The organism is Shimazuella sp. NTD247, from assembly GCF_059510415.1.
Genome location: NZ_JCAJZU010000005.1, coordinates 150,531 through 173,089 on the forward strand (window position 1 = coordinate 150,531; position 22,559 = coordinate 173,089).

General features: G+C 38.9%; 24 protein-coding genes. 10 read left to right on the forward strand and 14 right to left on the reverse strand.

Annotated features, from left to right (window positions below; translation table 11 throughout):
• Positions 1-126: 126 nt before the first annotated feature.
• Together AC5WOC_RS13890 and AC5WOC_RS13895 are read right to left on the reverse strand one after the other, a co-directional pair.
• On the reverse strand, positions 127-873 hold the full coding sequence (locus AC5WOC_RS13890; protein ID WP_496056004.1) for a glucose 1-dehydrogenase: 747 nt from the start codon (positions 871-873) through the stop codon (positions 127-129).
• Positions 874-906: 33 nt separating this feature from the next.
• Positions 907-1,665, reverse strand: coding sequence for an SDR family NAD(P)-dependent oxidoreductase (locus tag AC5WOC_RS13895; protein WP_496056005.1), 759 nt, complete (start codon positions 1,663-1,665; stop codon positions 907-909).
• 314 nt (positions 1,666-1,979) lie between these two features.
• Here AC5WOC_RS13895 and AC5WOC_RS13900 point away from each other — a divergent pair, with 314 nt between their 5' ends.
• Positions 1,980-2,579 carry a TetR/AcrR family transcriptional regulator gene (locus AC5WOC_RS13900; RefSeq protein WP_496056006.1) on the forward strand — a complete coding sequence of 200 codons (600 nt, stop codon included), beginning with the start codon at positions 1,980-1,982 and terminating at the stop codon, positions 2,577-2,579.
• 102 nt (positions 2,580-2,681) lie between these two features.
• On the opposite strand, the gene AC5WOC_RS13905 is transcribed toward AC5WOC_RS13900, so the two are convergent.
• Complete coding sequence (locus AC5WOC_RS13905; protein ID WP_496056007.1) at positions 2,682-3,314, reverse strand: LysE family translocator; 633 nt, start codon at positions 3,312-3,314, stop codon at positions 2,682-2,684.
• Between the two features lie 263 nt (positions 3,315-3,577).
• Positions 3,578-4,117: a DUF4309 domain-containing protein gene (locus tag AC5WOC_RS13910; RefSeq protein WP_496056008.1), complete on the reverse strand. Its 540-nt coding sequence runs from the start codon at positions 4,115-4,117 to the stop codon at positions 3,578-3,580.
• Positions 4,118-5,189: 1,072 nt separating this feature from the next.
• Between AC5WOC_RS13910 and AC5WOC_RS13915 the strand changes: the two genes are divergently transcribed.
• Together AC5WOC_RS13915 and AC5WOC_RS13920 are read left to right on the forward strand one after the other, a co-directional pair.
• Positions 5,190-5,576 carry a DUF1048 domain-containing protein gene (locus AC5WOC_RS13915; RefSeq protein WP_496056009.1) on the forward strand — a complete coding sequence of 129 codons (387 nt, stop codon included), beginning with the start codon at positions 5,190-5,192 and terminating at the stop codon, positions 5,574-5,576.
• Positions 5,577-6,073: 497 nt separating this feature from the next.
• Complete coding sequence (locus tag AC5WOC_RS13920; protein ID WP_496056010.1) at positions 6,074-7,333, forward strand: MFS transporter; 1,260 nt, start codon at positions 6,074-6,076, stop codon at positions 7,331-7,333.
• Positions 7,334-7,651: 318 nt separating this feature from the next.
• On the opposite strand, the gene AC5WOC_RS13925 is transcribed toward AC5WOC_RS13920, so the two are convergent.
• A complete protein-coding gene (locus AC5WOC_RS13925; RefSeq protein WP_496056011.1) occupies positions 7,652-8,017 on the reverse strand; it encodes a hypothetical protein in 366 nt (121 codons plus the stop codon).
• Between the two features lie 144 nt (positions 8,018-8,161).
• Here AC5WOC_RS13925 and AC5WOC_RS13930 point away from each other — a divergent pair, with 144 nt between their 5' ends.
• Positions 8,162-8,443 carry an Fpa/YlaN family protein gene (locus tag AC5WOC_RS13930; RefSeq protein WP_496056012.1) on the forward strand — a complete coding sequence of 94 codons (282 nt, stop codon included), beginning with the start codon at positions 8,162-8,164 and terminating at the stop codon, positions 8,441-8,443.
• Here the strand turns inward: AC5WOC_RS13930 and AC5WOC_RS13935 are convergent.
• Positions 8,432-8,713: a hypothetical protein gene (locus tag AC5WOC_RS13935; protein WP_496056013.1), complete on the reverse strand. Its 282-nt coding sequence runs from the start codon at positions 8,711-8,713 to the stop codon at positions 8,432-8,434. The two genes, AC5WOC_RS13930 and AC5WOC_RS13935, sit on opposite strands and share 12 nt — an antisense overlap.
• Positions 8,714-8,807: 94 nt before the next feature.
• The gene (gene cax / locus AC5WOC_RS13940; RefSeq protein ID WP_496056014.1) at positions 8,808-9,866 is read right to left on the reverse strand and encodes a calcium/proton exchanger; all 1,059 of its coding nucleotides are present in this window, start codon (positions 9,864-9,866) and stop codon (positions 8,808-8,810) included.
• 175 nt (positions 9,867-10,041) lie between these two features.
• Here cax and AC5WOC_RS13945 point away from each other — a divergent pair, with 175 nt between their 5' ends.
• Both AC5WOC_RS13945 and AC5WOC_RS13950 read left to right on the forward strand, forming a co-directional pair.
• Positions 10,042-10,857: an NYN domain-containing protein gene (locus AC5WOC_RS13945; protein ID WP_496056015.1), complete on the forward strand. Its 816-nt coding sequence runs from the start codon at positions 10,042-10,044 to the stop codon at positions 10,855-10,857.
• A 143-nt stretch (positions 10,858-11,000) separates the two neighbouring features.
• On the forward strand, positions 11,001-11,393 hold the full coding sequence (locus AC5WOC_RS13950) for an Asp23/Gls24 family envelope stress response protein (RefSeq protein WP_496056016.1): 393 nt from the start codon (positions 11,001-11,003) through the stop codon (positions 11,391-11,393).
• Between the two features lie 119 nt (positions 11,394-11,512).
• On the opposite strand, the gene AC5WOC_RS13955 is transcribed toward AC5WOC_RS13950, so the two are convergent.
• Positions 11,513-11,860, reverse strand: a complete 348-nt coding sequence (locus AC5WOC_RS13955; RefSeq protein ID WP_496056017.1) for a YugN family protein — start codon at positions 11,858-11,860, stop codon at positions 11,513-11,515.
• A gap of 361 nt (positions 11,861-12,221) precedes the next feature.
• Here AC5WOC_RS13955 and AC5WOC_RS13960 point away from each other — a divergent pair, with 361 nt between their 5' ends.
• The 4 genes from AC5WOC_RS13960 (at position 12,222) to spoVAD (ending at position 16,385) form a co-directional block, all read left to right on the forward strand.
• Positions 12,222-13,424, forward strand: a complete 1,203-nt coding sequence (locus AC5WOC_RS13960) for a M20 metallopeptidase family protein (RefSeq protein WP_496056018.1) — start codon at positions 12,222-12,224, stop codon at positions 13,422-13,424.
• Positions 13,425-13,486: 62 nt separating this feature from the next.
• Positions 13,487-13,927, forward strand: coding sequence for a CBS domain-containing protein (locus AC5WOC_RS13965; protein WP_496056019.1), 441 nt, complete (start codon positions 13,487-13,489; stop codon positions 13,925-13,927).
• Between the two features lie 975 nt (positions 13,928-14,902).
• Positions 14,903-15,373 (forward strand): stage V sporulation protein AC, encoded by a 471-nt coding sequence (gene spoVAC, locus AC5WOC_RS13970; RefSeq protein ID WP_496056020.1) that lies wholly within the window; start codon positions 14,903-14,905, stop codon positions 15,371-15,373.
• A gap of 4 nt (positions 15,374-15,377) precedes the next feature.
• Entirely contained in the window at positions 15,378-16,385 is a 1,008-nt protein-coding gene (gene spoVAD, locus AC5WOC_RS13975; protein ID WP_496056021.1) for a stage V sporulation protein AD, read from the forward strand.
• A 209-nt stretch (positions 16,386-16,594) separates the two neighbouring features.
• Here spoVAD and AC5WOC_RS13980 read toward each other — a convergent pair whose 3' ends face one another.
• The 6 genes from AC5WOC_RS13980 to AC5WOC_RS14005 form a co-directional block, all read right to left on the reverse strand.
• Positions 16,595-17,938 carry an alpha/beta hydrolase gene (locus AC5WOC_RS13980; RefSeq protein WP_496056022.1) on the reverse strand — a complete coding sequence of 448 codons (1,344 nt, stop codon included), beginning with the start codon at positions 17,936-17,938 and terminating at the stop codon, positions 16,595-16,597.
• Positions 17,939-18,181: 243 nt separating this feature from the next.
• A complete protein-coding gene (locus tag AC5WOC_RS13985) occupies positions 18,182-18,958 on the reverse strand; it encodes a TraX family protein (protein WP_496056023.1) in 777 nt (258 codons plus the stop codon).
• 21 nt (positions 18,959-18,979) lie between these two features.
• Positions 18,980-19,744, reverse strand: coding sequence for an ABC transporter permease (locus AC5WOC_RS13990; RefSeq protein ID WP_496056024.1), 765 nt, complete (start codon positions 19,742-19,744; stop codon positions 18,980-18,982).
• Positions 19,745-19,746: 2 nt separating this feature from the next.
• Complete coding sequence (locus AC5WOC_RS13995) at positions 19,747-20,664, reverse strand: ABC transporter ATP-binding protein (protein WP_496056025.1); 918 nt, start codon at positions 20,662-20,664, stop codon at positions 19,747-19,749.
• Positions 20,665-20,757: 93 nt separating this feature from the next.
• A complete protein-coding gene (locus AC5WOC_RS14000; RefSeq protein ID WP_496056026.1) occupies positions 20,758-21,675 on the reverse strand; it encodes a sensor histidine kinase in 918 nt (305 codons plus the stop codon).
• Between the two features lies 1 nt (position 21,676).
• Positions 21,677-22,378: a response regulator transcription factor gene (locus AC5WOC_RS14005; RefSeq protein WP_496056027.1), complete on the reverse strand. Its 702-nt coding sequence runs from the start codon at positions 22,376-22,378 to the stop codon at positions 21,677-21,679.
• Positions 22,379-22,559: the final 181 nt, after the last annotated feature.

Below are 22,559 nucleotides of genomic sequence, written 5' to 3' on the forward strand. Positions count from 1 at the left end.
TGACCAAATGATTTCAACCATAAGAGGACAACGAGAATGAAACAGACACCCGTTCTTTAAAGAACGGGTGTCTGTTTTATTCAATTTTTAGCATATATAATGCGCCTTTGCCCTTAAATTGCCAAATTAAAGAGCAGTCCAGCCGCCATCCATGACTAATTCCGATCCTGTCATAAAGCGCGATTCATCTGATGCGAGAAATAGTGCACCATAGGCAATATCTTCGGGTTCACCGAAGTATGGGAGCTGCGTAAATGTTTTGTAGTAAGGGAGTGCATCTTTCATCGTTGGTTCAGTCATTGGTGTGATGATGATGCCTGGATGGATAGAATTGACACGGATTTTATCTTTTCCATATTCCACTGCCGCTGATTTGGATAAAACACGAAGTGCTCCTTTTGCCGCAGTATATGGGCTTGTACCTGCCATTCCGACAATACCGCCGATGGAAGAAATATTGATGATGGAACCGCTGCCAGTTTTCTTCATTTCAGGTATGACATATTTCATACCGATTACACAGCCGTTTAGGTCAATGTCCAAAATTTTATTCCATTCATCCATTTCCATGTTGGCAATGGTTTTTGGTGAGGAAACACCGGCATTATTCACAAGGATATCGACTTTTCCATAACGGTTTACTGCTTCATTGATAACCAATTTCCATTGCTCTTCCGATGTAACATCATGTTTCATTGCTACCGCTTCTCCGCCGTTTGCTTTTATTTCCTCTATCACTTGATTCAAAGGTTCTACTTGAACATCTGTCGCGATGACTTTTGCTCCTTCTGCTGCAAATAGTTTTGCTTCGGAAGCACCCATTCCCATCGCTGCTCCTGTAATGATTGCCACTTTTCCGCTTAAACGACTCATAGCTATACGCCCTTTCTTTTTGAAATGATAAATTTATAAAGTTAAGCCTCCGTCGACAACAACTATGGAACCATTCATATAACTCGCTTTGTCGGAAGCTAAGTAAGCAACCATTTCAGCGAGTTCTTCCGGATCAGCATAACGACCTATTCTCATATTTGGGATTTCTTCAGGGACATAGCCGCCTTTTTCGAACTGTTCTGTAACACTTGCTGTTAATGCGGTTTGCACCCCTCCTGGACAGAGTGCATTAATGCGAATGCCTTTTTTGGCATATTCTAATGCAGCGCCCTTTGTCAAACCTACTACTGCATGTTTGCTGGCAGAGTATACGGCAACGCTGTGTTCTGCGCGGATACCGGCGGTTGAAGCAGTGTTTATAATCGAGCCAGATCCTTGTTCGTCCATTACTTTTAATACATATTTCAATCCAAGGAATATCCCTTTTGCATTGACAGCCATGATCCGGTCAAATTCGGTTTCTTCAACCGATGTGAAAGGGGCAAACTTTTGAATAATACCTGCATTGTTGAAAAATATATCGATGCGTCCATATGTTTCAACTGTTTTGTTTACATAGTTTTGCACCTGTTCACTTTTTGACACATCTGCTTGGACAAAAATACCTTCTCCGCCTTGTTCTTTAATGAGTTTTAATGTTTCTTCTCCCGTTTCATTATTGAAATCAACTAAGACGACTTTTGCGCCGTTCGATGCTAATTTTCTGCTGCTGGCTCGTCCAATTCCACTTCCAGCTCCAGTTATTACAGCGACTTTGTTTGCCAGTTCCATGTTTCATTCCTCCATATTCAGCGTACAATCCCCTTGATGCAGATAAGGAATGGCTGCTCTTGTATCACATTTATGTTATCTATGGATTTTTTCAGGTTGATCTACCTTTGCAGTAATGTGTAAGAAAATATCCGGATTATCACGGTACCGTGAACACATTAACAATTAGTTGTTTTATCAACATAGTGTTGATAAGATAATTATAACAGTCAGCCATAAAAGCGCAATCAACACAGCTTCAAGATCAGTTGCTTAATCGACAGCTCGGAGAGTTGTGTTGTGAAAGGTGAAAAAGTAATACAAGGAGAGGCAAAATGTCAAAAAAGTTGGATCCACGAGTGGTAAGAACGCGTCAAATGTTAAGGGACGCATTGGTTGAGTTAATTCACGAGCGAGGATATGAGAAGATAACGGTACAAGATATTACAAGTCGTGCCACTGTAAATCGAGCCACCTTTTACCTGCATTATCGTGATAAACTTGATCTTCTTTATCAGAGTTCAAGAGAAATTGTAAAGGACTTAACCGAGTGTATTGACTCATCTTTTGAAGAAGACAAGGAGTTTGACTTTTTAAGTGGTAAACCGCATGTCGTTTTTATCCGGCTTTTCGAGCATGTTTCGCAAAATAGTAACCTATATAAGGTGTTTTTGACGGAAAAAAACATGCCTCATTTTACTTCCTATATAAAGGATGTTCTCGCTGAGTTTATTTCAAAGGGAATAACTCATGTACAACCGGATGATGAGCAGCTTACTGTTCCACGGGAAATCGCTGTGAGGTACTTTGCAGCGGCTTTTTTGGAGGTGATTGTATGGTGGCTGGAAAAGGATATGCCATATACACCAAAATATATGGCAGCATTGTTAATGAGGATTGCGATCAAGGGTCCATATGTGAACAATCCTTTTTAGAACAAGTTTAATCAGAAGTAAGGAGTTCGATTGCACAAAAAAATGAACCACTAAGTTTTCTTAGTGGTTCGTTTTTTTTAGGAGATATTTGTGTGTGATTCATTATTTTTGTTGTTCAAAAGCAAGACGAACAGCAAGTCCTGTCAATACAGTTGCCATCAGCCATTTTTGAATTTTTATCCATGATGGACGACTGCTAAACCATTTCGCTATCTTGCTTGCCATTAGTACAATCGATAAGTTGATTAACATACTGATTATGATTTGCGTACAGCCTAAAATAGTGATTTGTTTGAGTAAAGAACCATGCGTTGGATCAGTAAATTGAGGTAACAAAGACACATATAAAACTGCGATTTTTGGGTTTAATAAATTCGTCATGAACCCCATGAAAAATAGTTTTTTGGGTGTTTCATGTTGAAGATTTGCAGTTTCAAAAATGGCGGAGGATCCGGGTTTTATTGATTTCCAAGCAAGCCAGAGTAAGTAAGCAGCTCCCAGCCATTTAATCGCTTGGTAAAGAAACGGAACAGCTAAAAAGAGAACTGTAAATCCCAACATGGTCGCGATTAGATAAATGATAAAACCTAAAATAACTCCCAGTAGTGAATATATTCCGGCTTTCCTGCCTTGCGAAATGGAGCGGGATAGCAAATAAATCATATTTGGACCAGGTGAGCATACCATACCTAGGGAAACGAGTGCAAAAGTGAATAAAGTTTGATAACTAACCAATAAAAATCCCACCTTTTCTCAATCAGTTATAAAAATATTACTAAATTTAAATATATCATATCTTTATAAAATGACATGAAAAGAATAGGGGATATGGTGAGGATTGCAGTGTATTTGGAGTTTGCCTCTAATCCCAGACACGTATATTTTAAAAGCATCTGTTTGCGACAAGAGAACCGTCCCTTTTTCGCAAAAGGAAATAAAACGAAAAAGCCGTATCTCTATTAGATACGGCTCAAATCTCATTTTCACTTGTTTATTTCTTACCAGACAACCAGATCTACTAATTCCAATCCATCTTTCTTCTCTGTTACATTGGTCCAATGAATATCGATGTAATGTTTGCCTGCTTTATATGTCTCATAAACTTGACCTGCGCCTTGATCGTGTTTGATCGGTTTACCCCATGCTTTCTTAACTTCATCATGTGTTAAAGCAAGAATACGTTTGTCCGTGGTTAATATACTTGTTACTTTACCTTTGTAAATTCCAAAGCTAATTGCGCGTTTTTTATATTCGATTTGTTCAGATTTATCTCCAGTTGGTTCAGTAGATTGTGGTTTGCCCCATTTGCGTAAAATGTCTTTTTTCTTGGTGCCTAGTCCAAAATGCTCACTGTTGATTACTTTTCCTTGAGCAGCCAATTTTCGCGTTTGGTCAAGTGTTTGTTTATGTTGTTTTTGTACGGATACTTTACTAGGATGTAGAGAAGCAGCATTCGCATTTGGAATGGATGCCGTGATTGGGAGAATTGCTCCAGCCAAAAGGGTAGTAGCAAGTAATGTTTTTGCTAGTTTTTTCACAGTATCGCCAGCCTTTTCTGAAATGGAGTGTGAAAGTTCTATTCAATTCTATCCTACTATATTTGAATGTTTTCTGTCTGTGAGATTTTACGGAATATAGATAACATTCATTTTATATGTATTTTCATTTTTTATAAAATAGTATTTATACATCTATAAAAACTGACAAAAGCTTATAGTCTTGCGAGCGAGAAAACCCACGGTTAAAATCGTGGGATGAAAGCGAGCATGTAACGAGGGTAAGATTTTTTCTTCACTCGTACCTTTGTAAAAAGCAGGTTTACAAACATATATTCGCATGATACTATATGTATAGTCACGACAGACGAAAACCAAGTTTGCTCGCGGCAAAGAAAAAATGAAACAACATAAACCGTGGTTTGCACGGGGTTAGCTTGGTAATGAAATAGCCATAAGGCTACAGTCCCAAGAATCCAACAGCTTTAGCCGTATGGAGTTGTCAAGGAAAGTTGTTTACAATACGGTGAATTTCATATGGATCTGAATCAACGACTTTGATCTATAATGAATTCCTCAAATGAAAAGAACCGATTCGTAAGCATGGATCGGTTTTTTTTCCGTTATATGGTTACATTGCCCCTCAGTCGTCAGTTGCTGGTTCTAGGCCTAAGGGGCTGCTGCTCTGGAGGGAGGTTATTTTCTAGATATTCTGTATTTTTAGATCCAAAATAAAAAACCTTCCCTGATCAGGAAGGCTATTTAATATTAGATGTGATTTTCTCCTACTATCCCCGGATGTAGTAGGACAGGATGTCAGTGGTTTTTGCGATGATCTTCTAAAAGATGTCCGTACAGAAACATGGGAGGAGCAAAGAAAAGAACAACTGAACTGAATCATACACAAAAAGCTTAGAATAGGAAATTAATGAACCATTTCAGAAAAAAATAAATCGGGCTATTGACACGACTACCTACTTGGTATTACTATATAGAAGTACTTGGTGATACAAAGTAGAAAAGGTGTTTTCTTGGAAATTCGAAATACCACGGGAACTTCGTGATGAAATCAGCTTAAAGACATCAAAAATAAATGAATGACAGGAGAATCAAGATGGAAAAAAATATTTTTACGAATTTAATCGATTTGGCTATTGGAGCGAAATGGAAACAAGAAAAAGAGGAATATAAAAGATACAAAAAACAGATTAATGAATTGCCAAGGGATTATCAAATCGTAATAAAAGAGATGGAAAATTACTTATTGTCTTTTGCATCTGACACGGACTCTGCCCTGGCAATATATAAAGCGCTGGAAGATGTATTAGAACTATTTGAATCAAGTGCGCAAGAGGGTAAGAAGGTGCTGGATGTAGTGGGAGAGGATGTTGGCGGTTTTTGCGATGACCTGTTACATCAGCTGCAAGTGCAGACTTGGACCGAAAAAAATAAAGCACAATGGAGCGAAAATATTCGTAAAAAGCTTGGTAAAGAAGAATAATGATGTCAGAAAATGTTTTTATGGTGAGTATTCATTCTCTTTGAGTAAAACAGACAGCCTCCATATAGATTCAATTACTCTTGGTAAGATCAGAGCACTTCGCTCGTTTGCTGACTGCACTTATAAGTTTTTTGTATCTCCGTAGTCGTACTGTCATTGCGTTGTTCGGTATACAGATGATATTTATCGAATACCTCATAACTTAAAGTTTAAGCTTAAAGTCGTGTAACAACATGAAATGAAATGAAATCAGTAAAATCAAGCGGTTTGTGCTTATAAACTGAAAGATTGCATAAATGTAGTACGATTTTAATGTGGTCTTCAAGAGGTGAGTCGATAAAGGTAAAAAGTTTAGAAGCAGGACAGATTAAAAGATCATGAAAAATGTGTCCTTGAAGTACTTTTAGACTAACTAGATAGTTCCCTTAAAAAGTCACTCCTCTGTATTTAGATAGTAGAGACAGAGACAAGAATGAACTAAAAAGGAGTGGATAAATTTGAATTCAGTGCAGGAAACGGTAAAGAAACCCAGTCTGATCGGCAATACATTCGTTCAGACAATATTATTATCAAACATACTTTTGCAGATTGGCATATGGGTAAGGAACTTTGCTATATTGCTGTATGTAGCAGATAAAACACACAATGATCCATATGCAATATCGCTCATCAGTATAGCTGAATTTTCGCCTATTTTTGTATTTTCCTTTATTGGAGGAACATTTGCAGATCGTTGGATGCCAAAGAAAACCATGATTTGGTGTGATTTGCTTTCTGCTGTCTCTGTATTTTTGGTTCTCTTTTCCATACACTTGGGTACATGGCAGTTGGTATACTTTGTAACGTTTATCTCAGCTATCTTGTCACAGTTCTCCCAACCGTCAGGATTGCGTCTTATTAAAGAGCATGTTTCCGAGCATCAGTTACAGCAGATGATGGCGTTATTTCAATCCTTAATGGCCATTTTTTCGATTATCGGTCCTATGCTGGGAACGTTTTGTTACAGCAATTTCGGACTGGAAATATCTATAATGGTAATGGGATTTGTATTTTTGTTTTCAGCTCTGGTACTGATACGATTGCCTAAGGATAAGATCAAAGCCGCATCTAAAATGGAAAAGCACCAGTTTCGAAGAGAATTTATGGAAGGTTTTCGCTATGTATGGAATAGCCCAACGCTCAGGATACTTGGAGTTACATTCGCTTTGGCGGGTTTGGCTGTTGGCCTTGTTCAAGCGCTCAATTTGTTCATTGTTACGGAGAGATTGGGCAAGTCGAAAGAATTTTTGCAGTACATGTTGATGGTAAGCGGAGGAGCCATGCTGATAGGGGGCGGGATTGTTGCTGTTATCGCCAAACGGATTAAACCACAATATTTGCTGGCATTTGGAATGATGATGAGTGCACTTTGTACAATTATCATTGGATTTTCAACCAGTGTGCTGTTAACGCTGATCATCCAATTTATAAACGGGCTCGTACTACCATGTATTCATATTGGGATTAGTACCATGATCTTAAAATGGTCTGATGCCTCAATTGTTGGTCGAGTGAATGGATTGCTCAGTCCGATGTTCGTGGGGATGATGGTGTTATCGATGTCCTTTGCCGGCGCTTTGAAAAGCACCTATTCGCTCGTATCGATTTATACAGGTGCAGGTATGCTCTTTTTATTCGGAGCATTGGTGATAATTCCGATTATGAAATACAAATCTTCCGATTCATTAGAAACAAATCAAACAATGCCAGAACATTAAAAAATGACGATCGTTTCCTGTAATTCGGACAGTAACGATCGTGTTTTTTTGTTTCAAATTCGCTAATTAATGCTTATACTGTTTCCAAGCTTGAAAAGTGAGAGATAGGGAAACAATAGGATTTGACAACTCCATACGGCTAAAGCCGTTGGATTCTTGGCGGACCATAGCCTCATGACTATTTCATTACCAAGCTAACCCCGTGCGCCCCACGTGTTCCTGTTGTAGTGATACTCGCTAACATCCCACGATTCAAACCGTGGGTTTTCTCACTCGCAAGACTATAATAATCCCCTTTAATGGGGATTGAGTAATAGGTCAAACTAATTCTATTTCTTTAATATCGCTTATCGGTTTTGCTTTATTTGAACCATCTGCTAAGTACAGCAGTGCAGGACCGCCTTCTCTGACAGGTTTATTGTTGATGGCAAAACATACCAAACTGGATAAAAGGTCAGCGAAGCGCAGTTCGACTGTTTCCCCGTTTCTTAAATGCAAAATAGCTTTTGATGTATTTTCCAGTGGTTTTGCGTTATGTATAAACGGCTCGATTTCCATCGCCAGACCTTCGGCTCCTTCGATGCGTTCTTCAAGTGGAAAGCGTCGGTCATCAAAGATCCAAATGGTAGGGTCTAAGGTGATTTTATATTGTACATTGCCTGTTATTAAAATGATATCATGCATTCTATAAATTCCCTTCTCTATTGTCTTTTGCAAAAATGAAGTTATTCATGATACACTGATTGTAGCATAGGTTAGGCAGGTCTATTATATAATGAATTACATTAAAGGGATAACCGTTGCTACGGTAGATAGGGGGTTTCATTCTTGGCAATTCCGATTGAGACCAATGTACAACAAAGAGCATTGATTCTATTAAGAGAAGATGCAAAAAAAATAGAGCAGTTGATCGCAGTGCAACTTGCCAACTTAACTCTACCTAAATGTCCACTATACGAAGAAGTTTTGGATACGCAAATGTTTGGTTTATCTCGAGAGATAGATTTTGCAGTGCGTATTGGCTTGATTAATCGGGAAGATGGACAACAAATCCTTCATGAATTGGAGCAAAAATTAGCAGATTTATATACAATTATTTTAGAAGGATAGTGTATCCCCGCTGTTTGCAGGGGATATTTTTGTATCTGATTCTTTCGTTTCTTGTTCTAGTTTGCGTTCTGCTAATATCAGTTCACGGGTGAGTAGACGGATTTTACTGCTAATGCGAAGTTGTTCCCGGCGGTCTTGTCTCGCCTGTGTTTCATCTCCTCGTTTCGTAGCCCGTTGAAAATCGTCTTGTTTTTCATTCATCAATTTTTCCAAACGTGCAATTTCTATCCTTATATTTTCTACTTCTCTTTCATACCGCCAAATAGACATAGTAATACCTCCCATCTCTCTTATTTCGTTTTTTCCTTTTCAATTCCCTACTTAAACAAAAAATGGAAAATAAAAAAGCCCGCCACTGGCGGACTTAAACGACAAAAAATACAGTTCCAAGTATGATGTAGACAATGAGCAGCAGTGTTCCTTCATACCAGTTCGTAGAACCATCCCGCGAAATATATGAAGCAATAATTGCCGAAACTCCGATCGCAGTCAATTCATAAGCATTGAAGATAAGGGTCATTTGTTGATTGAACAAAAGACTGATAAAGACAAGTGCAGGAGCAACAAACAAGGCGATCTGCAAACTGCTGCCAATGGCGATTTCAACGGATGCCCCAATCCGATTTTTTAAAGCTAAGAAGATAGCCGCGCTATGTTCTGCTGCATTTCCGATGATCGCAATGAGAAATGCACCGACAAATACTTCTGACCAGCCAAGTGCTTTCGCGACATGCTCTACTGTATGTACTAACCATTCACTTTGAATTGCGACAAATACCGTTGCTACTACTAAGAGTAAGATTGATATTCCCATCGAAAATTCAGGTTCTTCATGCTTATCATTGGCTGGAGTGCCATTTTCTTCTCCTAATTCTTTTTTATGAGTGATGAGTGAGAAGTATAGCCAGAGAAGATAACCAATTATAAGTACTGATGCAATAATCAGGCTTACTCCGTTTACTTTTACAGCAGGTAAATCTTTGAGGAAGACAGCAGGTACAACAAGGGCGATGACCGATAACATCATCAAAGATGCATTGTGACCAGCTAGTAAAGAGTTGAAATTTTGCGTTTTAAATTTTATTCCGCCGACAAAAACGCTCAAACCTAGGACTAACAATAAATTTCCAATAATAGAACCAGTAATGCTGGCTTTTACCATGTCGAATAATCCTTCTTTGACAAGAAAGATGGCGATTATCAATTCCGCAGCGTTTCCGAAGGTTGCGTTTAATAATCCGCCAAGTCGTTCACCAGCATAATGTGCTACATTTTCTGTAGCTTTTCCTAGCAAGGCGGCCCAAAATAATAAGGATAGACAAGCGAGTGCGAACTGGAGAGACTCATTCCCGCCAAGGAATTTTGCTGCTCCACTCGCTAAGGTGGAAACGATGAGAACTGGATAAAACCATTTTTGATTCATATGCATTTACTCCTTTGGGTTAGTTTTTGTCAATCAATGATTTCCATACAAAAAACTCGGATTTTGTCAATATGTTTCCTTGAAAAGTCGAATGTTTATCACCAGAAAAAAGCAGGAAAACGATAATATTCAGAGAATATTCCCAACATGCTTAAATATGGAAGGAGGGGCTGCAGTGGATTATCGGAAGGATACAGCTATTTTCATTGACTTAGAAAATGTTTACTACGGGCTAAAAAAGTACCATATGGACCCCGACCATCCCGATGACTCCCATAATTTGTTTGTACGATTGACGGAATACTATGGCAAAGATTCTATCCGAATGATGGAAGCATATGCTGATTTTGAACAAGTCGACTTATCCATGATGAGTTTACAAAAAAAACGAGTTCATGTAAATCAAGTATACAGCAATGGTAGAGAAGGTAAAGATCGCAAAAACGCCGCGGATATTCAACTTTGTTTGGACACGATGGAAGTGCTGTTCCAAATTCCAGAAATTCATACCTTTGTTATTGTGAGTGCGGATCAAGATATGATTCCTCTTTTGGATCGATTATGGTCGAAGGGAAAAAGGGTTGAATTATTTTGTTTATGGGATGAGAGTTTGTCCAAATCGGCGCAGCTGCATGAGTTTTGCGACCAAGCACACAATTTGCTTGAATTTCTAAATGTCGAAAAATTAAGTACTCTCTCGCAAGTTGATCGCTTGATTCACAATACAGTTGTTCAAATTTATGAATGGTATCGAGATCCAAACAATATAGGGAAAAGTTATGGTAGCACCTGGATTAAAAATGATATTTCCAGGAAGTTTCATTTAGATGAACTAGAATCCAATCATCTATTTAATCGTTTAATAAAAGGAAAGTATTTGCTTCCGTACGAGATAGAGATACAAGATAAAATATTTTATGGTTATAAAGTTAATTTAACGCATCCACAAGTACAAATGATGGTGAAGATCGCTGGTTACAAAGTGAGTTAAACAGTTTGAAATAGTAGGGGAAGTTGTATACAATGTACTTGTATCCATACTTTTGAATTTTCCGACATAGATATCCTCATCCATTTTTTATGAAGAGGAAGGGGGAGGACATGGTTGCTCCTTCTTAAGAGCAGCAGATGCATATGGAAGAACAAAATTTGATTCAAATATCTAATGATGTGGTAGCAGTAATAGCAGGTTTGACAGCAGGTAAATCAACAGGAATAGCAAGTATGTCGGGTGGTATTACCGAAGGCTGGGCAAGACGTGTAGGCGGCAAAAATATGAGCAAAGGTGTCTCTGTTGAAATCGGTGAAGTGGAGACAGCGATCAATCTACGGGTAATTGTAGAATTTGGTGTCCCAATTCATGATGTTTGCCGCAAACTCCAAGAAGATGTGAAACGAGCCGTTGAAAATATGACAGGGCTACAAGTCATAGAAGTAAATGTAAAAGTAGATGGCGTAGAAGTGAACGAAAAAGAAAAAATTCACCACTTCGATGTAGATGATTTTTTGGAAGATGGCATTGGATAAGCATTCAGCTGCAAATAAAAGGTAAAAAGAAAGCTGCCAAATGGGTAGTTTTCTTTTTCCATTTTCCTTACATATAAGCAAAAAAGAGGGGAAGGAAGTCCTTCAACCTCTTCTCTTTTCTACTTGGCTGATAAATTTTTTTCCAATTCGCTAATTTTTTCGTTAACCTCTGCTTGAATTTTTTCCGGAACTGCTGCATCATTATCTAAACCATGAGGGAAGAAATGTCTAGCAAATACTGGGATGTTGGTTTCTACAACAGCTTTTGGATTTTCCAATTGTTTTTCATTTACGACCCGACATGGGAGGCGAAGGTAATAATCGACACCATCGACCGTATATTTGTAATCATATGTAACTTTTTTGTAGTCCCAAGCCCACCGAGTATATCCAAGCTTCTTCATTAACTTCTCAATTTCTTTAAATTCTTTTTGAAATCCTTTTGTTTTTGCATCTGGAAAGAACATAATTTTGTGACCCCCTTAAGTATGTGATGCGCTCTACTTAAATCATGATAGTATGTTACCCCAATGGAAAGCAAGGTAACAAAAAAAGATTTTGATAAGGAGGTGTATATGATTTTTATTGAATGTTCCACAATCGGGCAACCAAACAAACAAAATCGGAAGAAAGGCAGGTGTTCGCTGCTACGAAATAGATATATGTCCAATATGGATGCTGAAAATGGGTTGCGATGGGGAGAGTGATTTTTTCTAATGGCATGAAAGTTGCCTCTTTTTTTCTTTTTTTTTAAAACAACTAAATGCTAATGGAAAAACATCGAACAATTTTCACATGGACAAAAGGTCTATGTGTAGCAGTAAGCTTATGAAACAGAGGATCGAGGAATTGTTTCCGCAAATCGTAGCTTGGAGAAGAACATTTCATCAATATCCAGAGGTTTCATTTCAGGAAAAAGAGACTTCCAAGCGTGTGGCAGCACACTTGGAAAGTTTAGGATTGGAAGTCAGGACAGGAGTAGGAGGCGGTGGAGTGACGGGTCTCCTTCGCGGAAAATATGCTGGTCCTACCATTGCATTACGTGCTGACATGGATGCACTGCCAATCCAAGATGAAAAAAACTGTGTATATCGTTCTCGTGTTCCGGGAGTCATGCATGCTTGTGGTCACGATGGTCACATGGCAATGCTAATGGGTGCAGCATCTATTCTTACGACAATGAAAGAGCAATTATACGGGAATATCTTATTTATTTTTCAACATGCGGAAGAAATGCTGCCTGGCGGTGCAAAATCAATGATCGAAGCAGGTGTACTCGATGGAGTGGATGCCATTTATGGTGTTCATTTGTGGTCACCGCTTCCTACTGGTTATATCGCTTACCGTTCTGGGCATATGCTCGCATCCAGCGATGTCTTTACTGTCAATATTATCGGAAAAGGCGGTCACGGCGGATTGCCGCATACCACTACAGATGCGATTGCCGTTGCATCTCATGCGATCGTAAATATTCAGTCGATCATCAGTCGCCAAATCGACCCGGTACGCTCAGCAGTTATCTCTATCGGAAGTATTCATGGCGGGGAAGCTTCCAATGTTATTTCTGATACTTGTGAATTCAAAGGTACAGTACGTGCTTTTGCGCCAGATATCCGAGAGTTTTTGCTTCGCAGAATAAAAGAAGTTGTACATGATACTTGTCATATGTATGGTGCTTCATATGAAATTGAAATACGCAAAGGTTATCCGCCGTTAATTACCGATTATGTGGAAACCGATCGGATGCGTCGTGTAGCCGAGAGCATTGTTGGCAGGGAAAAAGTCGAATTGATGGATCCATTGATGGGTGGAGAAGATTTTGCTTATTATTTGTATGAAATACCAGGTACATTTTGTTTTATAGGCGCAGGAAATGAATTACGGGGAATTACTGCACCACATCACCACCCTCGGTTTGATGTTGATGAAGAAGCGATGAAAGTAGGGTTAGAAGTATTAATAAAAGGTGCTCTTCGATATTTACAAGAAGAAACAAAAACGACAGGTAATCCAATTTTGCTTACTTCCTGAATGTAACACGCATGGGACATTGGCTTTGCGGTTAGGCTAGGGAGAGAAGGAGGTATGCAAAAATGCATCAATTAAGAGATATCATGACTACTGACGTCTCCCATCTCTCTCCAGATGATAATATCTTTGAAGCAGCTACTATCATGCGAAAAGAAAATGTAGGGATGGTGCCTGTGTGTCAAGATGGGCATTTGATGGGGATTATTACCGATAGGGATATCGTGACAAGAGGAATAGCTCAGAAAAAGCCAAACTCATGTGAAATCAAAGATATCATGTCGAGTAAATTGGTTTACGGGTCTCCTGATATGACAATAGACGAAGCCGCACAAAAAATGGCTGAAGCACAGATCAGACGTTTGCCGATTGTAGAGCAAAACAATCTGGTTGGAGTTGTTTCTTTAGGAGACCTCGCAGTCCGTTCTCCTTATCAAAATGAGGCTAGTGATGCGTTAAACCAAATTTCTGAAACACATAGTGATCATGTTTCAAACAATTTATAAAATTTCTTAAACTAGTTGATTTCAAATCGACTAGTTTTTTGTCATATTACTAAAATCAAAATAAATTTATATTATTATCGCACAATTCCACAACATCATGATATACTATCCATAAGTTGAACCCGGCTAGGGGGGGCTACATCGTATTTTCGTGACTGCGCATTTCGTGCGTCGCATGCTACTTTGTGGGTGTGTATTGCCGATAACGGCGTAAACTGTGGAGGAATATCCTTTGCTTTCTCAATTAAATTGGGGTTAATCATTGCAATTTCAGGACGAAAGTCTTGGAAGCGTAGTGTGTTAACACCATTTTAGAGGAAGCCCACGGCTTTACGTTACTATTGGTAATATGCATGACCATGAGGAGTATGCGCCGTACGGGTGGCAGCACGGACGTGCGTTGTAGTTCTCTCGGAACCGGTGTAGACGGCGGAAAAACCCTTTCCTGGGCTCGGCCCAATCTGACAGGGCTATGGCCCTGTTAGAAGGCAGTGCCTCCGAAGCCCCGTTGGGGCTTCGGGCTCCGGCTTACCCGCTACGGCGGGTAAACGGGACAGGATTCCAGCAAATAACCGGATACGCGGGGATCCATCCCGCGTATCCGGTCGGTGGACCGAACCCCACCGAAGTACCTTTGAGGTACAGAAGTGGGGTTTGGTTCACCAAACCTTTAACAGCCCTCAACAGCCAGTTGAGGGCCACCAATTTATCGAATTTTTTTGCTCTATGTTGATTCTTCACCTTGGAGGCTCTTCCAGGAGTCTTGGATGGAGGATCTATAGGGTAAAATTATTTTGGATAGAAAATTATTTCATCCAAAAAGTCTGCACACATGCCATGTCGTGCAGGCCCTGATATGTCTGGAAACAATAACCTGCGAATTTGGTTCGTGGGTTTTTTGCTGTGTAAATCTGGATACATAATTTTCTCCCAAAAGCAGAAAATAAATCTGTGAAAGTTGGGAGGTTATCGATTATGGGACTTGCAGCACAACAAACTCCGCAAGAACAAGCATATGATCAGCTCGCGCAAAAACATCGACCAAATACGAATGTCTTTGCAAATTGTTTAAAGGCATTTCTTGTTGGAGGTTTTGTTTGTATTATCGGTGAAGCATTAAACTTGCTCTATAAAAGCTTTGGTTATAGCAAAGACATTGCAAGCAGTATGACGGTAGCAACCCTTGTTATCATCACTTGTTTGCTAACCGGATTTGGTGTTTACGATAAAATTGGACAATGGGCAGGAGCTGGTACTGCTGTACCAGTAACAGGTTTTGCGAACTCGATTGCTTCTGCTGCGCTAGAACATAAATCGGAAGGATATGTTTTAGGTGTAGGTGGAAACATGTTTAAGTTAGCGGGCTCTGTCATTGTTTGGGGAGTATTTTCTGCATTTGCTGTCAGTTTAATTCGCACACTCATCTTAATGGCAATAGGGAGCTGAAAAGATGAAACGTACATGGGAGTTTCAAGCCGATACAAGAGTTCTGGCTTCTGCTGCTGTAGGTGGTCCGATGGAACATGAAGGGATTATCGGGAAACATCTGGATCATTTTTTTGATGATTTGTATGCTGGTGAAGACACATGGGAAAAAGCAGAAAGAAAGATGCTCTCTACAGCCGTAGACACAGCTATTCAAAAATCAGGAAAACAGTCGACAGAAATCGGAGTTTATCTTGCCGGTGATTTATTAAACCAAAATATCACTGCTTCTTTTTCAGCACAAAAACTTGGCATTCCGTTTATGGGTATTTACGGAGCCTGCTCTTCTTCTATGTTGTCGATGACTTTGGGTGCTTCTTTAGTAAGCAGCGGCTTTGCTCAATATGCTGTGGTTGGTGTGTCCAGCCATAACTGTACAGCAGAAAAGCAATATCGTTACCCAACGGAATATGGCGGACAAAAACCAAATACAGCGCAATGGACAGTCACAGGCGCAGGCGCTGCTGTAGTTGGTAAGGCAGACAGAGGACCGCATGTACGTTATGCGACTATTGGAAAAGTGATGGAACGCGGAGTGAAAAATCCATTTGATATGGGTTCTGCGATGGCTCCAGCAGCTGCAGATACAATCATTGCTCATTTTCAAGATACAGGCAGGTCTCCCAGTGACTATGATTTAATTGTGACCGGTGACTTAGCAACAGTTGGACATCCGATAGCCCGTGAGCTTTTATCGCAAGCAGGTTATGATATGGGCGGGGTGTTTTCCGATTGCGGCATGATGATCTATCGCCCTGATCAAGAGACATTTGCCGGTGGAAGTGGTTGTGCCAGCAGTGCAGTAGTGACCTACGGTAAATTGATGGATGAAGTGGCGGAAGGGAAAATAAAACGCTTACTTGTTATTGCTACAGGGGCATTACTAAGCCCTGTATCATATCAACAAGGAGAAAACATTCCTTGTATAGCACATGCAGTAGCATTTGAATCTGAGCACTCCAGTACAATGTAGTTGTACTGGAGTGCTTTTTTTAAAATGGCGGAAGAGGATTGTCGGAGTAGATTTTTCAAAGTTCATCAAGATCAATAGCATTCATACTGCCTTCGGTACTGTAATTGGATTACTAGATAAGGTATAAATTTTTTGAGTTCAGGGGCAGGATAATATCGTAATATTTCTAATGATCCCATAACCAGCACTATAGATTCTGGATTATCGTTTTATTTCAGTTCAATTTTTTTCAATAGTGAATCTCTTTTAATCAATAAATTCAGCGAGTTTGTAGTCTTATTTTTTAAGTGTTCGTCAAAAAATGCCAAAGTTACAGATTTTGTAATTTCAAGACATTTTACCGGATCTGTTTTTCCGCTTATACCTATTAGATTACGAAAATATTTATCCCCTATGAATAACCCAATATCTGTTAATTTCATATGATCGCTGCCTTCAATTGTATATAAGTTTCCAGATGCTTTTAAAACGTTGGTAAGTCCTATCACATTTTGTTGCGCTTTATTGTAGGCCTCTATATATGCCTTTTTGCTTCCATGCATGGAAATCATCATCTTTTGTTTATCAGGCGGCAAATTTTCGAACTTTTCAATAAGCCCTTGTCGCTTCTCGATCGATTGGACATGGAATTTATCGTTAGCAATCATAAGGTATGGCGCCATGCCTTTGAAGTTCTTTTTAGGAGTAATATAAACTCTGCCGTCCAAATTAATTGCTGCTTTTATCCTGCTGTTATTGATAGCTAAATCATACGCTACGGCGCCGCCAATAGAGTGACCTATTGCACCAATTTTCTTAAGGTTTAATTTTTCTTTGAACAAAGGACTAATTTTGCCTCCATTTAATTCTTCCAATTTTTTTATAACGAACGCACAATCATCAGCCATGATCTGTGTAATAACCTCAGCAGGTTCAGGTATATTAAAATTCGTTGTTGCTTCTTTATCTGTAACAGCTCTATTAGGAAAAATAGTTGCCGCTGAAACATAGGTATGGTCGATGTCCACCACAATATACCCATGACTTGCTAAATCTTCACTCTGGGATGTTTGGACTTCCATTGTCGTACCCGCTCCATGGGAAAATAAGATGACAGGGTAATTTTGTTGTTTATCTGATACAAGGAGATTTTCTTTTGCATTCGTTTTTACTAAACTTAGATGATTTAAAAAGAAAGATGGCATACGATTAGCTTTTGAGAACAGTTGTAAAAGCTCGGTTGAATTGTGAAAATAAGGAGTAAACGGCTTTGTGTCATCCTTCTTTGCAGGGTAATATATTTTAACCATCAGCTCTCTTTTTTGTGTCGATTTGGCCAAGAACGGTTCTTTACGCTGGTTATCAACAAAATGGAAGTACTTCACGCCCACATCATAGTTACCTGTCGGCTTTGGAAGTGTAAATACAGGTAAAGCATATGATAAATAGGATGAACATAATAGAAAGATTATGGATAGCGTTATTACGGTGACCTTTATTCCTTTTGGGAGTTTGGCTTCAAAATATTTTTTATTTGTTGTTTTTACGAGGGTATAAGCTACAATTAAAATCACAAAAATGTAGGAAAAAACCATCTGATAGCGAAAGCCTTCGATTAAACCGTGGAGGACAAATACAGATAGGTTTACACTTGCAATCCATAACCGGGCTATCTTTGATTTTATTTTAAAACTAAGAAATAGGGATGAAAAATTTACTAAAATTATAATTATTTCGAATATTCTCATTTTATTCCTCCGGTATTCCTATTTGCATTTATTTTTCATCTGTAGTGGAAACTTTACCTCACGAGAAGCCTACTTTTTGATTTGTGCTATGTTTGCAATTACGAATAGAATCCAAATATGCAAGGGATAAAACGCATAAAAGAAATATTTCAGACCTTTCCCTCTTCCGCCATTGTAAGAGAGCATCAATGGAAGAGCTATAATCATCATCCACTGGTAATTCCCATAAAACAAATTTTGAACTGTAAAACCGGTAAAGCATGCGTTTATGAACATGAAGAGACAAAACAGGATATACATAATGGTAAACTTTACACGATCATTTCGGAATGCAAATATTAGAATACCAAGTAATACAAAGAGAACAGACCCTTGAGCCGTTACTATATTCGGGAGGAAGCCACTTACTACATACGCATATGAATCCGATATTATACGAATTTTCGCTATCAACAGATAGCTGATAACCTGGATTATTATGAGAAAAATTCCTAATGCAACTTTTTTATTCCTTGTAAGCCGGCTTGTTGCTAACGTAATCAGAACTCCCAGTAAAAAAAAGGTGGCAAAAATATTATCTGCTATCTGAAACTTCGCATCGGGAAAGAATGCTTGTAAGATACAGCTTCCGACAGCCATAATAACTGATCCAATAAAAATTCGGATCAAATACTTCTTCCTGCTGCGTGTATGAATGAGTCCCTGAACGATGCAGAACATGAAAATGGGAATGGAGATTCTGCCGATCCATCCGAAAGCAACAGGAAAAGTATCAGGAAAAGATCCTTCTAGATGGTCCATCAGCATAGCTACAAGGGCAATGATTTTCAAAATAAAAATAGTCATCTCATTTATCCTCTCTTCTTCTTAAGATCCACTGTGTACATCCGCCTTGTTGTAATAAATAATGCAAAAGATTAGAGAGGCGATGAAGGTAAATATAAGAATCGTTACCGCAGGTATCACATAAGGATTTGGGCCGGGTTGAGCTATACCTTGGGCTAGATCACGGACAGGCCAATAAGGAGTCAACCAAGGAAAAAGAATACTGCGCATACTATGTCCTGCTTCACTGATCCCTGCGAAGATGGAGACAATCGATCCCAAAATGGCATTTGGCATAATGCTTTTGCCTGCCATGCTTATGGCTGCTGCCACAGGAATTGTACCAAACGAGAGTATACAGATCATGATGTTCATTTTCATGCCTAGCCATAGTACAGAAACATCTAGATGATGTTTGACTATTAGTGTAGAAACAATTGAAAACACAAACGGCAGCCAAATAGTTAACACAATCAGAGAAAACACTACCAACAGTTTTGCTAGAAAGAATATGATTCGCGAAGCTGGATAGGTAAACAGTTGATTAATCGTGCGTTCTTGATACTCGCGGGCAACAATATATCCTATCATCAGAGCAAACAAAGCAGGCCCAAGTATGGTTACTACCATCCCTTGACTGTAAAACATATCCTGCATATCAAAAGCTAGTGGAGTACCTGCAGGAGATACTTTCGGGAATAATGCCTTTGATCCCATAAGGCATGCAGGCAGTACTCCTAATAGAACCAACCAATAAATCTTTGTATTCTTGAGTTTCATTATTTCGGCATAAAAAACACGAAGCAAGTTTATTCACCTCCGGTGATTTTGAGAAAATAGTCTTCTAGATTATCCCCTGACAACACAATCTCTTTTACACCAACACCGTTATTAGTCAATGTAAGGTTAATCTTCTCTGGTTGATCAAGTTGTTCGTAAACACGCAAGATACCTGGTTCTGTTACAAGATAATCAATCACTCCAAGTTTTTGCTCCAAAATATAAGCCGCTTTCTGCTCATCATCAACCTTAATTTCAAGGTAATGTCTCGTCTTTTTCTGTAGAGTCTCGTAGTCTATTTCCTCTAAAAGCCTTCCTTGATGAATGATCCCGATTCTATCAGCCACCTGTTCGATCTCGCTTAACAAATGACTGGAGATGATAAAGGTGATGCCGCGTTGTTTGGCCAGATCTAAGAAGAGTTGCCGGATTTCCTTGATACCTCCGGGATCCAAACCATTGGTAGGCTCATCCAAGATCAAAAGTTCTGGACGATGAAGCAAAGCCCTTGCGATTCCTAATCTCTGCTTCATTCCTAAGGAATATTTTTTTACTTTTTGATGTTTCGCATCGAATAGACCGACAGTAGTCAAAACCTCATCAATGCACTCCTTATTACCCATCCCCATCAGACTGCGATGAATCTCTAAGTTATCAACTGCATTCAGATTAAGATAAAATCCTGGGTACTCGATAATGGATCCAATGCGCTCCAGCAAATTACTTTTATTGTCATTCAACTTTCTACCAAATAATTCAACTTCTCCTTCTGATGGTTGGATCAATCCCATCAGCATCCGCAGCGTAGTGGTTTTGCCAGCACCGTTTTGTCCCAAAAATCCATAGATGTCTCCTTTTTTTATATTCATGTTAACATCATGAACTACTGTTTTATCTTTATAGCGTCTTGTTAAATGATAAGTTCGTAACACATAATCCAAAGCCATCAACTCCCTTCGAATCCTACTATATCGGAGAGTTGTAACAACCCATATAAAAATTCCTTACAAAGTTCTTAAATTTATGATTCTACAAAAATCTCAGCCTTTGGGTAGGGAAAAAGAAAAAACTGTCATCTCATTTGGTGTACTATTTACGATAATCCTACCACCCTGTTTTTCGACCAGATTCTTTGTAATGGTTAGTCCTAGTCCATTACCCTGAAGAGAAGAATTTCTCGAAGCTTCTCCCGTGTATAATCGATCGAAAATATGAGGTATATCTTGAGCTGAAATGCCTTTGCCTCTATCCCAAACGTCTATCCAGACAAGGTTTTCTTCCTCTCGGAGAGCAATACCTATCTCCTTGCCATCTGTACCATAACGCAAGGAGTTGGACAGAAGATTGTTTAATATACGTAGCAAACAATCTTCATCAACTTGGATATAAAGAGGAGTTTCCGGGAGTCTGATTGTGGGTGTAATCTCAGATGTTACAAAATCAGGATAAAAACTAAGAATGATTTCAGGAAGGATTTTTACTAGGTTGATACTTTCAAGCTTCAGTTCAAAATCATCTGCTTCCAATTTTGCCAGTTCAAAAAAGTTTTGTAAGAGTACCAGCAAGGCATTTCCTTTTTCGGATGTTATGCGAAGAAAATCTTCTCTCTCTTTGGCTGTTAAAGTAGTATCATGTTTCAACGCCTCCATATATCCTAATAGTGAGGTCAACGGGGTACGTAAATCATGCGAGATATTGGCAATCATCCGTTTACGTTCTTCCTCGAGAACATTGATCCGTTCAAAACCGTTCTGGAAGTAGTCCACAAGTCGGTTTAACTCTCCACCTAAAACTTCCATGTCTTTTTGCGAAGTACATAATCGGTAACGCAAATTAAGATTTCCAGCTTGAATTTCCCGTGTAATCCGGCTGGTTTTTTTTATTTCTCGAATGACCTGAAAGTGTCGAAACAAGAGAACTAGGATAACACATAGGAGTACAAGAGTTATGATCAACATACTAACACCCCTCGCCCAGTTTATAGCCAAAACCCCACACGGTTTGAATATACACAGGATTTGATATATCTGGTTCTATTTTTGTTCTGAGTCTATTGATATGAACCATAACTGTATTGTCATCAGTCATACTTTCTTCTTGCCAAACAGCTTGGAATATTTGGGATTTACTAAAAACACGGGTGGGATTTGTTAGAAACAATTTTAAGATGGCGAATTCCTTAGCAGTCAACAGTTTTTTCTGCCCGCCCACTGCAACTTCATAATTACCTGTGTGAAGTTCCAGATCTCCATGCTTAAAAGTTTTTGATTCGACTTTATCGGAGTCTGAGTTGAAATCCATATACCGGCGGAGTTGAGCTTTGACTCTGGCGATTAGTTCTCCGATTGTAAACGGCTTAGTCAGATAGTCATCGGCACCTAGTTCTAATCCCAGTATTTTATCCAATTCCCGATCTCTGGCGGATATAATGATCACTGGAACTGTCTTTTCTTTACGAATTTTTCGCAAGATGTCCTGTCCATCAACTTTTGGCAACATCAAGTCTAAAATGATGAGCTGAAATTCATGGTTAGAAAGATACGACAGTGCCTCTTTTCCGTTATAGACAGAATGTGTATGGAAGCCTTCTTTATTTAAGTATTTAGCCACCAATTGGTTTATTTCTACATCATCTTCAATAATCAAAATTTGAATATTCATCCATCCGCCTCCATTGACGATTTAACAAAAAATATATATTTCATGCGATTTGGTCCTTAAAAAGAGAAGTTTAAATAATAAAGTAAAATAAATTATAGCAGATACTCTTTTTTTTAGATGTTAGAAGAAAGGAATTCTTATGTTTTATGAAAAGGTTTAACCCAGTATAGAAATATACTGG

Excerpts from the sequence above, each read along its gene's own strand:
- spoVAC (WP_496056020.1), top strand. The coding sequence starts at position 14,903 with ATGGGACTTGCAGCACAACAAACTCCGCAAGAACAAGCATATGATCAG.
- AC5WOC_RS13965 (WP_496056019.1), top strand. The coding sequence starts at position 13,487 with ATGCATCAATTAAGAGATATCATGACTACTGACGTCTCCCATCTCTCT.
- AC5WOC_RS13900 (WP_496056006.1), top strand. The coding sequence starts at position 1,980 with ATGTCAAAAAAGTTGGATCCACGAGTGGTAAGAACGCGTCAAATGTTA.
- AC5WOC_RS13915 (WP_496056009.1), top strand. The coding sequence starts at position 5,190 with ATGGAAAAAAATATTTTTACGAATTTAATCGATTTGGCTATTGGAGCG.
- AC5WOC_RS13895 (WP_496056005.1), bottom strand. The coding sequence starts at position 1,665 with ATGGAACTGGCAAACAAAGTCGCTGTAATAACTGGAGCTGGAAGTGGA.
- AC5WOC_RS13950 (WP_496056016.1), top strand. The coding sequence starts at position 11,001 with ATGGAAGAACAAAATTTGATTCAAATATCTAATGATGTGGTAGCAGTA.
- cax (WP_496056014.1), bottom strand. The coding sequence starts at position 9,866 with ATGAATCAAAAATGGTTTTATCCAGTTCTCATCGTTTCCACCTTAGCG.
- AC5WOC_RS14000 (WP_496056026.1), bottom strand. The coding sequence starts at position 21,675 with ATGTTGATCATAACTCTTGTACTCCTATGTGTTATCCTAGTTCTCTTG.
- AC5WOC_RS14005 (WP_496056027.1), bottom strand. The coding sequence starts at position 22,378 with ATGAATATTCAAATTTTGATTATTGAAGATGATGTAGAAATAAACCAA.
- AC5WOC_RS13985 (WP_496056023.1), bottom strand. The coding sequence starts at position 18,958 with ATGACTATTTTTATTTTGAAAATCATTGCCCTTGTAGCTATGCTGATG.
- AC5WOC_RS13890 (WP_496056004.1), bottom strand. The coding sequence starts at position 873 with ATGAGTCGTTTAAGCGGAAAAGTGGCAATCATTACAGGAGCAGCGATG.
- AC5WOC_RS13960 (WP_496056018.1), top strand. The coding sequence starts at position 12,222 with ATGAAACAGAGGATCGAGGAATTGTTTCCGCAAATCGTAGCTTGGAGA.
- AC5WOC_RS13995 (WP_496056025.1), bottom strand. The coding sequence starts at position 20,664 with ATGGCTTTGGATTATGTGTTACGAACTTATCATTTAACAAGACGCTAT.
- AC5WOC_RS13925 (WP_496056011.1), bottom strand. The coding sequence starts at position 8,017 with ATGCATGATATCATTTTAATAACAGGCAATGTACAATATAAAATCACC.
- AC5WOC_RS13935 (WP_496056013.1), bottom strand. The coding sequence starts at position 8,713 with ATGTCTATTTGGCGGTATGAAAGAGAAGTAGAAAATATAAGGATAGAA.
- AC5WOC_RS13955 (WP_496056017.1), bottom strand. The coding sequence starts at position 11,860 with ATGTTCTTTCCAGATGCAAAAACAAAAGGATTTCAAAAAGAATTTAAA.
- spoVAD (WP_496056021.1), top strand. The coding sequence starts at position 15,378 with ATGAAACGTACATGGGAGTTTCAAGCCGATACAAGAGTTCTGGCTTCT.